General features: G+C 71.6%; 9 protein-coding genes. 6 read left to right on the plus strand and 3 right to left on the minus strand.

Annotation, left to right across the window (positions count from 1 at the left end; all coding sequences use genetic code 11):
* Positions 1-135 precede the first annotated feature (135 nt).
* On the plus strand, positions 136-1,179 hold the full coding sequence (gene hrcA, locus WMF19_RS00050; protein ID WP_272097054.1) for a heat-inducible transcriptional repressor HrcA: 1,044 nt from the start codon (positions 136-138) through the stop codon (positions 1,177-1,179).
* Here hrcA and WMF19_RS00055 read toward each other — a convergent pair.
* Complete coding sequence (locus WMF19_RS00055) at positions 1,172-2,242, minus strand: RluA family pseudouridine synthase (RefSeq protein ID WP_437897201.1); 1,071 nt, start codon at positions 2,240-2,242, stop codon at positions 1,172-1,174. The two genes, hrcA and WMF19_RS00055, sit on opposite strands and share 8 nt — an antisense overlap.
* Positions 2,243-2,431: 189 nt before the next feature.
* Here WMF19_RS00055 and WMF19_RS00060 point away from each other — a divergent pair, with 189 nt between their 5' ends.
* Both WMF19_RS00060 and WMF19_RS00065 read left to right on the plus strand, forming a co-directional pair.
* On the plus strand, positions 2,432-3,310 hold the full coding sequence (locus WMF19_RS00060; protein ID WP_437897202.1) for a response regulator transcription factor: 879 nt from the start codon (positions 2,432-2,434) through the stop codon (positions 3,308-3,310).
* Positions 3,311-3,570: 260 nt separating this feature from the next.
* A complete protein-coding gene (locus tag WMF19_RS00065; protein WP_437897203.1) occupies positions 3,571-6,393 on the plus strand; it encodes an ArnT family glycosyltransferase in 2,823 nt (940 codons plus the stop codon).
* A 331-nt stretch (positions 6,394-6,724) separates the two neighbouring features.
* On the opposite strand, the gene cobA is transcribed toward WMF19_RS00065, so the two are convergent.
* The gene (gene cobA, locus WMF19_RS00070) at positions 6,725-8,389 is read right to left on the minus strand and encodes a uroporphyrinogen-III C-methyltransferase (protein WP_437901775.1); all 1,665 of its coding nucleotides are present in this window, start codon (positions 8,387-8,389) and stop codon (positions 6,725-6,727) included.
* Between the two features lie 143 nt (positions 8,390-8,532).
* Here cobA and WMF19_RS00075 point away from each other — a divergent pair, with 143 nt between their 5' ends.
* The 3 genes from WMF19_RS00075 to WMF19_RS00085 all read left to right on the plus strand — a co-directional run bounded on the left by WMF19_RS00075 (position 8,533) and on the right by WMF19_RS00085 (position 10,689).
* The gene (locus WMF19_RS00075) at positions 8,533-8,910 is read left to right on the plus strand and encodes a DUF4339 domain-containing protein (protein ID WP_437897204.1); all 378 of its coding nucleotides are present in this window, start codon (positions 8,533-8,535) and stop codon (positions 8,908-8,910) included.
* Between the two features lie 216 nt (positions 8,911-9,126).
* Entirely contained in the window at positions 9,127-10,110 is a 984-nt protein-coding gene (gene hemB, locus WMF19_RS00080) for a porphobilinogen synthase (RefSeq protein WP_437326878.1), read from the plus strand.
* Positions 10,111-10,113: 3 nt separating this feature from the next.
* Entirely contained in the window at positions 10,114-10,689 is a 576-nt protein-coding gene (locus WMF19_RS00085; protein ID WP_437897205.1) for a hypothetical protein, read from the plus strand.
* A gap of 11 nt (positions 10,690-10,700) precedes the next feature.
* Here the strand turns inward: WMF19_RS00085 and WMF19_RS00090 are convergent, their stop codons facing one another.
* Positions 10,701-12,626: an ABC transporter ATP-binding protein gene (locus WMF19_RS00090; protein ID WP_437897206.1), complete on the minus strand. Its 1,926-nt coding sequence runs from the start codon at positions 12,624-12,626 to the stop codon at positions 10,701-10,703.
* Positions 12,627-12,634 lie beyond the last annotated feature (8 nt).

Genomic DNA, 12,634 nt, shown 5'->3' on the forward strand with positions numbered 1-12,634 from the left:
GCGTCCGTGGGTCGAGCGCCCGCACGCGCAGCTTGACGTACGGGAGCGAAGGTCCGGCCCGCATGGCTTCCCGGTCCGGGCGGTCCCTGGTCCAGGTAGCCACGGCGGCGCGCTTGTGCGCTGCATGCAGCTGACATGAGTGATCTTTCCAATCGATCTCGGAAGATCCTTTTCGCCGCGGTCACCGAGTTCATCGCAACGGGCGACCCAGTTGGCAGCAGGACGCTCGCCCGGAAGTACGGGCTGGATCTCTCGGCTGCTTCGATCCGCAACGTGCTCGCTGACCTCGAGGAGGCCGGGTACCTCCACCAGCCGCACACCTCTGCCGGGCGGATCCCGACCGATCGCGCGCTCCGGCTGTTCATCGACGCGCTCGTCGAGCTCCGGTCGCTGTCTCCCGAGCAGCAGGCCGAGCTGAGCGCCAGGTTCACCGAGATCTACGCGGGGGCGAGCGATCCGCTCCGCGAGACCGGGCGCTACCTCTCGGAGCTGTCCGGCGCCGCGGCGGTCGTGGCGGCGCCGCGGGCGGAGCTCCGCGCCCTCGCCCAGCTGCGCTTCATCCCGACCAAGCCCGGGCAGCTGCTCGCGGTGCTCGTCTTCGCCGACGGCTCGGTCGCGAACCGCTTCATCTCGGCCGACGAGGCGATCAACGAGGGCGAGCTCACCCGGATCCACAACCTGCTCGCCGACGTCATCGAGGGGCGCACGCTGGGCGAGATCCGGGACCTGTTCGCCCGCCGCCTCGCGGACGAGCGCCTCCAGATCGACGCGCTGAGGCGCCGCGCCTTCGAGCTCGGCAGCAAGGCGACGGCCGACGTGACCCGGCGGAGCGAGGTCGTCATCGAGGGGCAGAACCGCCTGATCGATCTGCCCGAATACGCCGATGTCGACCGGCTCAAGAAGCTGATGAAGGCGCTCGAGGAGCGCGAGGAGCTCGTCGATCTGCTCGACCGGACGCTCGCCGCCGGCGCGGGTGAGGTCACCGTGTTCGTCGGCAGCGAGGCGGGCGATCTTGGCGGAGGCCAGCTCAGCCTCGTCGCCGCGCCGTACATGGAAAACGGCCGCGTCGCCGGGACCGTCGGCGTGCTCGGCCCGACGCGGATGGACTACGCGAAGGTCATGCCGCTGGTCGACGCCACGGCCGCGGCGATGACCGAGGTCCGCGGCAAGGTCAAGTAGCGCCCTTCCGCTGCGGCTCGCGGAGCCGATCGAGCACGTCGTCGAAGTCCGGGGGCGGCGGCGCCTGGAAGCGCATCGGCCGGTCGTCGGCCGGGTGGTTGAAGCCGAGCTCAGCCGCGTGGAGCATCAGCCGCGCGGCCGGGATCCTCGCCCCGCGGTAGTCCCGCACGTAGACCGTCTCGCCGACGAGCGGGTGCCCGGCCTCCGCGAGGTGGATGCGGATCTGGTGCGTCCGTCCCGTCTCGAGCCGGCACGCGACGAGCGTCACGCCCCCGGCGCCGGCCCCCTCCTGAGGCCCTCGGAGCACCTCGATCGGCTCCACGTGCGTCACCGCGAGCTGCCCCTCGCGCCGCCCCTCCCGCGCCGAGCCGCGCAGCCCGTCGCCCCGATCCTCGACGAGGTAGCTGCGGTAGGTGCCGCGCGGGACGGCGCCGTGCGCGAGCGCCAGGTACTGCCGGTGCATCGCGCGGACGCGGAGCTGCTGCGCGAGGTGCTTCTTCGCGGCGAGCGTCCGCGCGAAGACCAGCAGCCCGCTCGTCCCCTTGTCGAGGCGCTGCACCACGCCGAGCGGCGCGCGCCCGCGCAGGCGGTCGCGCCTGGCCAGCACCTCGCGCACCAGCGCGTCGAGGGTCGCGGCCTGCTCCGCGGGATCCTCGTCGCCGTACGGGATGGTGCTCACCCCGGCGGGCTTGTTCACCACGACGACGCTCGCGTCCGCGTAGACCACGAGCTCGCCCTCGAGCTTGCGCCGCCGCACGGTCTCGGGCCTCGGCGCGTGCAAGCGGACCTCGATCTGCTCCCCGCTGAGCACCCGCCGGCGGGCGCTCGTCGCCACCGCGCTCCCGACCAGCACCTTGCCGGTCTCGATCAAGCGGCGCGCGTCGGACCACGAGACCGCGGCCAGCGCACGGACGGCCCCGTCCAGCGGGCGCCGATCCAGCTCGGCTGGCACCGTCCAGCGGCCGTCCTGCGGAGGTCGCACCTGGGCGGCGGGGTGGACGCCGGTCGTTTCGGCGGCTTTGTCTTCCTGGCTCGGCGGAGTGGCGGGTCGGAGCGGACGCATGTACAAGCTCACCGGGGGCGCCTCGGCTCCGCCCACCAGCGTGGGACCGGGCTCTACCGGCGCGAAAAACGCACATCCGCGGGGCCCGCGGGGGCGAAATACACCGCGAATGTTGACACATCGCGCGACCGGAGCCGAAGATATCCAGAGCCGTCATCGCTTTCTCGCCATCTGAGAGGAGACCCGTTCGTGGCCAGCACCCTTCTCGCCGTAGACGACAGCGTGACCATGCGCAAAGTGCTCGAAATCACCTTTGCGGGTCAGGATTTCCGCGTCGTGACGGCGAGCAGCGCCGACGCTGCGCTGCAGAAGCTCAAGAGCGATAAACCCGACCTGGTGATCGCCGACGTCACGCTCGAGCCGAAGAACGGCTACGAGCTGTGCAAGGCGATCAAGCAGGCCTCACCGGCGACGCCCGTCCTGATCCTGTCGTCCAAGCAGAACCCGTTCGACCCCGCGAAGGGATCGGGCGCGCAAGCGGACGATCACATGGACAAGCCGTTCGACACGCAGCAGATGATCGACAAGGTCAAGAAGCTGCTGGCGTCGCGCGGCGAAGCGAAGCCCGCCGCCGCAGCGGCCCCCGCTGCCGCGGCGCCCGCGCCCGCGCGCTCTCCTGCGGCGCAGCCCGCCGCCGCGCCGCCCGCGGCCGCCGCGCAGCCGGCAGCCGCCGCGCAGCCGGCGGCAGCGAGCCCGCTCCAGCGCGCGAAGACCCTCATCTACACGCCCAACGCGCCGGCCACGAGCGCTGCGCCGGCCCAGGCCTCCGTCAAGACGGCGCCCGGTGGCCCGGCGAACGTGCCGGTCACGACGACGATGGCCTTCTCGCCGACGCCGGTGTCCGGCGTGCCGAAGACCGCGACGGGGCCCGCCGCCGTCGCCGCGACCGCCTCCGCGCAGGTCAACGGCCAGATGGCGAGCAAGCTCGAGGGCCTCGGCCTCACCTCCGAGCAGGTGGAGGCCGTGATGGCGCTGTCCCGCGACGTCGTGGAGCGCGTCGTGTGGGAGGTCGTGCCGGTGCTCGCCGAGACGATCATCAAGGAAGAGATCGCGCGGCTGACGAAGTAGGCGGCGGCCGCGGCCTGGCCGTGGCCGTCGACCCGCCCCTGTTCCTGTCGCGCCTGCGAGACGCACGAACGGGGCGGGGTGCCTTCGTGGGCGCGTGAGGCCCACCGATCCAAGTACGTAGGGGCGCTCCTTGCGCCGCGACGTCGCTCGCGGAGCGCGCGCGTTCGGGAACGCAGCGCAGGCGCATGCGACCGCTGCTTTGCCCGGCGACCTGGAGTTGCTACGCCAGGGCCGCGCCTCGTTCCGCGGTTGGCGCAGCCATGAACGACACACACGACAAACGCAGCGGTGCGCCCGCGGACGCCCGCGACGGGACGGCCGCGGGCGATCTGGAGAGCCCCAGCGCACCTGAGCCGCGCACGCCTTCCCCTGGCGACGGAACAGCGGGGAGCGACGGCACGGTCGGGATGGACGGGGCCGCGGCCGACGCCGAGGAGGCTCGCCTCGTGCCGCAGGGCAACCCGCTCCGCTGGCGTGGCGCTGCCGTGTCCGCCGCGGGCGCCCTCCTCACGTTCGTCGTGATGGCGCTTGCGCCCCAGCTGCGCTGGGGTGTCCCGATCGGCGCGCTCGGCGTCGTCATCGCGGCGATCGGTCTGCTCGATCTGCTCGGCACGTTCGACGATCGGCCCGAGCGCGTCGCCACGCGCGTCGGGATCCGCGACCTCCTCAGCCCGCTCGCGCTGCTCGGGGGTGGGCTCGTCGCGCTCTTCGCCCTGATCACGCTGAGCGTCGCGGGCTTCTTCTCGCCGAGCCCTCTCTCGTCGGACGGCGCGCCGACGCTGCTCTCGCTGGCGGTGCCCGCCGTCGCCGTCCCTGTCGCGTTTCTCACGGCGGTCATCGGCGCGTTCCGGTTCGGCGAGCGCCTCGGTCCCTGCCGCGTCGACGAGGCGGGGGCTCCGCGCCCTCTCGGCCGGCGGCACGGCTTCTGGCTCGTCGCCCTCGTCACGCTGCTCTACCTGCCCATGCTCGGGAGCCACTCGCTCACCGATCCCTGGGAGACGCACTACGGCGAGGTCGCGCGCGAGATCCTGGCCAGGAACGACTGGATCTCCCTGTGGTGGGCGCAGGACGGCTGGTTCTGGTCGAAGCCGGTGCTCGACTTCTGGATGCAGGCGCTCGCGATGGCCGCGTTCGGCGTCCGCTACCGGTCGGGCGAGATGCTCTCGGCGGTCGCCGAGGGGCGCACCCCGTGGCCCGAGTGGGCCGTCAGGCTCCCCGTCTTCGCGCTGACGCTCATCGCCGTTTATCTGCTCTACAAGGCCGTCTCGCGCATCTTCAGCCGCCGCGCCGGGCTGCTCGCGGGGCTCGTCCTCGCCACGATGCCGCAGTGGTTCCTGGTCTCCCACCAGACCATGACCGACATGCCCTTCGTCGCGACGATGGCCGCGGCGATGGCGCTCCTCCTGCTCGGCATCCACACCGACGACGCCGAGGAGGCGCGCGTCTACGAGGTGGATCTCGGCCCGCTCAAGGTGGGCCTCTCGGCCTATCACCTCGTGCTGGGGGCGATCCTCGCCTGCGCGCTGCCGCAGATCCTCTACCTGCTCTCGCGTCACGTCGAGATCGGCCTTACGCCCTTCAGCCTCGACTTCCGCGGCGACGTCTTCAGCTCGGGCTCACCGGGCAACTGCGGTCTCCCCGGCAACGAGGCCTGCCGGTCGGTGCTGCCCGTGCTCCCCGGCCTTCAGCCTGCGCTCCAGGCGCTCGTCTGGGCGCAGACGCTCGCGATCGTCCTGTACGCCAGCTGGGGCGAGCGGCGCGTCCAGCGGCTCCTCTTCCTCGCGGCGTGGTTCTTCGCTGCCCTGTCCACGATGGCCAAGGGGCCGGCGGGCTTCGGGCTCCCGGTGCTCTGCGCGCTCGGCTACGTCGTCGTCTCCCGCCGCTACCGCGACCTGCTCAAGATGGAGATCCCCATCGGGCTGCTCGTGCTCGCGTGCGTCGCGCTGCCGTGGTTCGTCGCGATGTACGCGCGGCACGGCCAGCCGTTCACCGACAGGCTCCTGTTCCACGACATGTTCAAGCGCGCCTTCACCCACGTCCACGACACGAACGAGGGCGACGACGTGAGCTTCCGCTATTACGTGTGGCAGCTCGGCTACGCGATGTTCCCGTGGACCGGGCTCGTGCCCGCTTCGCTCGTGTGGTGGCTCAGGCGGCGCGAGGGGGCGGCGCCGGGGGAGCGCGGCTCGGCCGACGTCCGCCAGGGCGACGCCTCGGTGTTCCTGGCGATATGGTTCCTCTTCGGCTTCGCGCTGTTCTCCCTGATGCTGACGAAGTTCCATCACTACATCCTGCCGGCCGTCCCGCCGGCGGCGATGCTCACGGGGATCCTGCTCGACGACATGCTGCGCCTCGATGGCCGCGTGGGAGGGCTCGCGCGCCGCTCGAGCGGCGCCTCCTCGCCGGCGCAATCGGCGCGCTCCGCCGCGGTGGTCAGCTACGAGCGCGCGATGCTCGGCGCCATCGCGCTCGGCGCTGCGCTCCTCGTGTTCCTCGTCGGGCGCGATCTCGCGACGGTGCGCGAGGGACAGCCGGGCCAGGCCAGGCTGCTGCACCTGTTCACGTACAATTACAAGCGCCCCTGGCCGCAATCGCTCGACTTCTCGGCGGCCCTGTGGGCCTTCACCGCCGCCGCGGCTGCCCTGTGCCTGCTGCTGATGGTCGCGCGCTGGCGCCGCCAGGTCGTCTACGCGCTCCTGGCGCTCGCCGTCGTGTTCACGGCGTGGGGCATCGACGTGTACTTCGTGCGGACGTCGCCTCACTGGGGGCAACGCGAGACGCTGCTCGCCTATGTGCGCGCGAATCAGCAGATCCCAGGGCCGCTCGTCGCTTACCAGCTGAACTGGAAGGGCGAGAACTTCTATGCCGGCAACCGGCTGGCGGCCTTCGTGTCGAGCGGAAAGAAGTTTCAGGATTACATCAATGAGCAGAAGAAGAAGGGCGTGAAGACCTTCTACTTCGTCACCGAACACGGGCGCACGGGCTCCTTGTCGAACGAGCTCGGCAGCCCTCGCATCTTCGAGAAGCTCACTTCCATCGAGCTCAACAACAAGTTCGTCGTGGTGCGAGCGACGTTCGAGTGAGCCGAACGGCACCGGAAGGCGCTCATCTCACCAGCGCTGTCCGGCTGTGACGCTGTACGCCTGCTCCGGCCCCGGGGAATGCCGCTGTCGATGTTCGACGGTAATGCCGAATCAGGAGCGTCCTTGCATCTCTGTCGCCGTGGCCACGCAGCAGCGCAAGGAGGCTCCTGCCAGGACGTCCTAAGTGCCTGAATCGACTTGAAGAAGTCGTGGGCACGCGCCCTGCTCTCACGTGGGATCGAGCGTCGCGGCGGAGACCTTCCCCCCCCAGGTCCGCTGCGACGCTCTCTTTATTTCAGCAGGTGCGCCGGCCGCACATCGTGCGACCAGCTCATCCGCTCCTGGCGCTCCCAGGGGCAGCTTGCAATGCAGTGAAATGTCGATCCAGCGCGTCCAGGAGACCTGCTGTGGTGCTCACCTCGGCGGTCACGCCGACCCGGAGCCCCCGCTTCTCGGCTGTAGCGGTCGTGATCGGCCCGATGCTCGCGAGGAGAACGCGGTCGAGGCGCGCTGCGGCGCCCTCGCCGAGGAGATCGCAGAGGCTGTCGACGGTGCTGCTCGAGGTGAGCAGCACGACGTCGATCTCGCCCGCCGAGAGCGCCCGGAGCAGCTCTTCGCGGCGACCGGCCGACGCAGGGCGGGTCTCGTAGACAGGCACGACATCGACCTCGCAACCGGCGGCGCGGAGGCGCTCCGGGAGCACCTCGCGGGCGACCAGCGCGCGCGCGAGGAGCACGCGGACTCGAGGGGACGCCGCCCGGCGTTCGGCCAGCGCGGGGTCGGCGAGGATGGCCTCCGCGAGCTCCTCGCCGCGGAATTCCCGCGGGACGATGTCGGCGCGGACGCCGCGCGCGGCGAGCGCGGCGGCGGTCCCGACGCCGATCGCGGCGAGGCGCGCAGGGCCGAAGGCGCGCGCGTCCAGACCGAGCCGCTCCATCTCCTTGAAGAAGCAGGCCACCCCGTTCTCGCTCGTGAAGACGACGGCGTGGTAACCGGAGAGGCCGCGCACAGCCTCGGTGACCCGCGCGGGGTCGGGGGGCGGGTGGATCTCGATGGTCGGCAGCTCCACCGCCTCGCCGCCGCGGAGGCGCACCAGCCTCGACGTCGAGCGCGCCTGGTGACGCGGCCGGGTCACGAGCACCCGCTTGCCGAAGAGCGGCTTCCGATCGAACCAGCGGAGCGTGTCGCGCAGGCCCGTGACGGCGCCTACGACGATGACCGCGGGGCTCTCGATCCCTGCCTCCCCCACGCGGCGAGGCAGCTCGTCGAGGCGGCTCGAGACGACGCGCTGGTCGGCCCGCGTGCCCCACTGGATCGCCGCCGCCGGCGTCGCGGGATCGCGGCGCCCCGGCCCCATCAGCCCCGCGACCACCGCGTCGAGGGCCTGCATGCCCATCAGGACGCAGATGGTCCCGCGGACCGAGGCGAGCTCGCTCCAGTCGAAGGATCTGCCAGCCCGGGTGACGCCGCTGACGATCATCACGCTGGAGGCGATGTGCCTGTGCGTCAGCGAGATGCCGGCGTAGGCCGTCGCGCCGAGCGGAGAGCAGACGCCCGGAACCACCTCGAACGGCACCCCGGCCCGCGCGAGCGCCTCCGCCTCCTCCGAGCCACGCCCGAAGAGGAACGGATCGCCGCCCTTCAAGCGAACGACGCTGCGGCCCGCGAGGCCGAGCGCGACGAGCTCTGCGTCGATCTCCGCCTGCTTCGCGTCCTTCACCACCCGATCGCCGCCGCGCTTGCCCACCGAGCGCACGTCGGCGCCCTCTTGCACGCGGTCGAGCAGCGCGGGGTGGACGAGCTCGTCGTGCAGCACGACGTCGGCCGTGGCGAGGAGCTCCGCGCCGCGCAGCGTGAGGAGCCCCGGATCCCCCGGGCCGGCGCCGACCAGGTACACGACGCCTGGCCTGGCCGCGCCCGGCGCGCCGTCGTTCATCGCCCCCGCGGCCGCCGCGCCGGGGCTCTCCTCGGAAGGATCGTTACGCCTCGGAAACACAGTCAAACTCCCGTCATTCTCTCGTTGATGCATGGCAGACGTTGATTGTCATAGCGATTCTGTAGTGATGTTGACCCGGTGCGTTATGCGATTAGAATCGCACCCGGTCGATTCAACGTCCGGCGGTTTCTGGAGTCCATTCGATGAGATCTGTGAAACTGGTCGAGGAGCTGCTGAGCTCGGAGCGCGGCTTTCCGGACCGATGGTACGTCACCAACGGGGAACGCTCGGTCGGGCCGGTCAAGCTCGACCAGCTCGCGCGCGGAATCGAGAGCGGAGTGGTCCCCCTCGATAGCTTCGTCCGCAATGAGGCATGGACCGTGTGGTGCCCGCTGTCCGACATTGCAACGGTCACGGTCGCCGCCACGGCGACGCCTGCGGAACAGCCGGAGGACGGCTCAGCAGCGGATGAGGACGACGACACGCTGCCACTTTCGTCCCAGCAGACTCCCCAGCCGATGACGTCGCGTCCCGGCCCGGCAGCGCGCTCGGCCGCGCGCTCTGGAGCGGCCCACCGCTGAGCGACGGCCGCGCGCGCGGACCGCGCCCGGCGCGAGCGCCGCGCGCGGCGGGGCGAGCGCGGCCGGAAAACGGGAACGGGAAGTGGAGGGCCGTTCTCATGCTGGCGGTTTCGGGCGAACACTAACCGATTCGCAGCGCCCACGCGATCCACGGATCGCGCGCTCCTCTGGACCGGAGCGGCTCACGCGGGCGCAGGGCTGCTATGCTCCGCCGCCGTGTTCCCCACGAAGAGACCGCGCCGGCTCCGTCGCTCGCCCGCCCTCCGCGCCCTGGTGCGCGAGACGACCCTCCATCCGGGAGATTTCATCCTCCCCCTCTTCTTCAACGAGGCGCTCGACGCGCCTCGGCCGGTCGGGACGATGCCGGGCGTCTCGCAGCTTCCCGTGAGCGCCGCGGCAGCGCAGGCGCGGCTCTGCAAGGAGCTCGGCATCGGCGGGACGATCCTGTTCGGGCTCCCGCGCACCAAGGATGCGTCGGGCACGAGCGCTTACGATCCGGACGGGCCCGTGCCGCGCGCCGTGAAGGCGATGAAGGAGGCCGTGCCGGAGCTGCTCGTGATCACCGACGTGTGCGTGGACGAGTACACCGATCACGGCCACTGCGGCCTGCTCCGGGAGGACGCGTCCGGGGCGGTGGACGTCGACAACGACGCGACGCTGGAGGTGCTCGCGCGGGCGGCGGTGGTCCACGCCAAGGCGGGGGCCGACGTTGTCGCGCCGAGCGACATGATGGACGGCCGGGTCGCCGCGATCCGGCGCGCGCTCGACGCCGAGTCGCTGACGGGGACGGCGATCCTCTCCTACGCCGTGAAGTACGCGTCCGGCTTTTACGGGCCGTTCCGCGAGGCGGCCGACTGTGCGCCCAAGTTCGGCGACCGGGCGGGCTACCAGATGGACCCCGGGAACGCCCGCGAAGGCCTGCGCGAGGCGGCGCTCGACGAGGAAGAGGGGGCCGACATGCTCATGGTCAAGCCCGCGCTCGCGTACCTCGACGTCATCGCGCGCGTGCGCGAGGTGACGACGCTCCCGCTCGGCGCGTACAACGTCAGCGGCGAGTACGCGATGATCAAGGCGGCCGCGGAGCGCGGCATGATCGACGAGAAGCGCGCCGTGATCGAGCTGCTGACGTCGATCCGGCGCGCCGGGGCGGACTTCATCCTCACCTACCACGCGCTCGACGCCGCGCGCTGGCTCGGCTGAGCGATGCGGAGCCAGGGCGCAGGCGGGAGCGCCGCGCAGCGATTGAGATGGGCCGCCACCTGGGCGGTGGGCGCGTCGGCGGCGTTCGCGGCGGGGTGCGCGCCGAACAGGTGCGACAGGTCCGAGGAATCGAACCCGCCGATCGAGTTCGTCGAGGCCACCCCGGAGGGGGGCATCTACGAGACCTCGGCGCCGGACGGCGATCTCCTCTACTTCCCGGGCGGCATGCGGTACGCGCTCAAGCATCACCTCGGCGCGCGCCCGCGGTGGTGGCAGGTGTACCTGTCGTTCGAGCGCGACGGTACGAAGAGCGGCGGGACGCTGGCGCAGGCGGCCGGCAACCAGGCCGAGGTGACCTGCGTGGACGACCAGCATCTGATCATCGTCAACGGCAGCTGCTCCGAGTACTGGCTGCGGGTGGTCGCCGGGGGCGCGATCGGCGCCGATGCCGGCGCGACCGGAGCCGCAGGAGGCGCGGCCGGCGCCGACGGCGATGGGATGGGAGCCGCCGGGGGCACCGGCGTCAGCAGGTGCTACGGCGCCGACGCCGATCCCGGCGGAGGGAGCGCGGAGCCCTAGGACCCGCGCTTCTAGGCGTTCGCCGCTGCCTGCCGGGCGAACTGCAGCCGGTACAGCTTGCTGTAGACGCCGCCCGCGGCGAGCAGGTCCTCGTGCGTGCCCTGCTCGACGACGCAGCCCTTGTGGAAGACGACGATGCGATCGACGGCGCGGATCGTCGAGAGGCGGTGCGCGATGATCAACGCGGTGCGCCCCGCCATGGCTCCCTCGAGGGCGCGCTGGAGGCGCGCCTCGGTGTCGCTGTCGACGTTGGCCGTGGCCTCGTCCAGGATGAGGAGCGGCGGGTCGCGGTAGAGCGCCCGGGCGAAGGCGATCAGCTGGCGCTCGCCAGCGCTGAAATTGCTGCCGCGCTCGAGCACGGGGGCGTCGAGCCCGCCCTCGCGTCGCTCGAAGAGGTCGAGGGCGCCGATGCGGTTCAGCGCGTTCACCACCTTGGCCCGATCGGGGATCGCGTCGCCGGCCGCGACGTTGGTGAGCACCGTGCCCGGGAACAGGAACACGTCCTGGGGGACGACGGCGAACTGGCGGCGCAGCTCGTCACGAGCGTACGCGCTGACGTCGCGGCCGAAGACCCGCACGACGCCCTCATCGACGTCGTAGAGGCGGAGCAGCAGCGACGCCACGGTGCTCTTGCCGGCGCCGGTCGCGCCGACCAGCGCGACCTTCTCGCCGCGCCTCGCCGCGATCGACACGTGCCGCAGCACGGGCACGCCTGGCTTGTAGCCGAAGCCGACGTTGTCGAGCTCGAACGCGACGCCCTCGTCCGCTGGCCTCGTCGCGTCGCCGCCGCTCGTCGCCGCCGCCGCCGTCGCGTCCTCGTCCTTGTTGTCCAGCAGCTCGAAGACGCGCTCCGCGCCGGCCATCGCGGACTGCAGCAGCGTGTACCGAGCCGAGAGATCGCGGATCGGGACGAAGAACATGTCGATGTACGCGACGAAGGCGAACAAGGTCCCGAACGAGATCTCGTCCTTCAGGCTGTTCACGCCGGCGTACCAGAGCACCGCTGCGATGCAGACGCTCGAGACCATCTCGATGGCGGCGTCGAGCGTCGCGTCGAGCACGATCGAGCGGTTGTTCGCGTTGCGGTACGCCGCGTTGATCTCGTCGAACTCCTCGGCCGAGCGCTCCTCCCTGGCGTAGGCCTGCACGACGGCCATCCCGGACACCTGCTCGTTGAGGTACGCGTTCATCCTGGCCGTCTTCGCCCGCACCTCCCGGAACGCGTCGCGCATCCGCCGCCGCGTCCAGTTGACGCCGAGGGCGACCGGGGGGACCGCCGCGAAGGCGAGCAACGACATGCGCCAGTCGAGCGACACCATCACCGCGACGATGACGAAGAGCCGGAGGAGATCGCCGAACGCGTTGAGCGCGCCGGACGCGAACATCTCGCCGATCGCGTCCACGTCGTTCGTCACGCGCGTGACGAGCCGGCCGACCGGCGTGCGATCGAAGAACCCGAGGCGGCGGGTGTGCAGGAAGCCGAAGACGCGCACGCGCAGGTCGGCCATCGCGCGCGCGCCGGCGAGCTGCATCAGGTAGAGCTGCGGGAAGGCGAGCGACTGCTCCAGGAGCATGATGCCCGTGAGCAACAGGCCGCTGCGCGTGAGGTGATCGAGCCCGCCGGGCGTGTCGAACGCGTCGAGCGCGTCGCGCATGATGAGCGGGCGCAGGAGCGCCAGCAGCGCCGTGACGACGAGCAGCGTCAGCGACACCGCGAGGTGCTTGCCCTGCGGGCGCACGAACGGCCACAGCCTCAGCAGCATGCGCGCGTCGTACGCCTCGCCGAGCCGTGTCTCCTCGTGGAACCGGCTCAGCACGTCCTCGGTGCGGCTCGCCTTCGTCGCCCCGCGGCCCTTGGCCGTCGCCGCCTGCGCCGGCCGCCGCGGGCCCGCGCCCGCCTCGCCCGCGGCCGAGACGCTGCCAGATTTCGACCGCATCGTCGGGC

The organism is Sorangium sp. So ce124 (assembly GCF_051525235.1).
GTDB classification, from domain to species: Bacteria; Myxococcota_A; Polyangia; order Polyangiales; family Polyangiaceae; genus Sorangium; species Sorangium atrum.

Coding starts and splice junctions, on each gene's coding strand:
- WMF19_RS00065 (WP_437897203.1), top strand. CDS start 3,571: ATGAACGACACACACGACAAACGCAGCGGTGCGCCCGCGGACGCCCGC.
- WMF19_RS00090 (WP_437897206.1), bottom strand. CDS start 12,626: ATGCGGTCGAAATCTGGCAGCGTCTCGGCCGCGGGCGAGGCGGGCGCG.
- hrcA (WP_272097054.1), top strand. CDS start 136: ATGAGTGATCTTTCCAATCGATCTCGGAAGATCCTTTTCGCCGCGGTC.
- WMF19_RS00075 (WP_437897204.1), top strand. CDS start 8,533: ATGAGATCTGTGAAACTGGTCGAGGAGCTGCTGAGCTCGGAGCGCGGC.
- WMF19_RS00055 (WP_437897201.1), bottom strand. CDS start 2,242: ATGCGTCCGCTCCGACCCGCCACTCCGCCGAGCCAGGAAGACAAAGCC.
- WMF19_RS00085 (WP_437897205.1), top strand. CDS start 10,114: ATGCGGAGCCAGGGCGCAGGCGGGAGCGCCGCGCAGCGATTGAGATGG.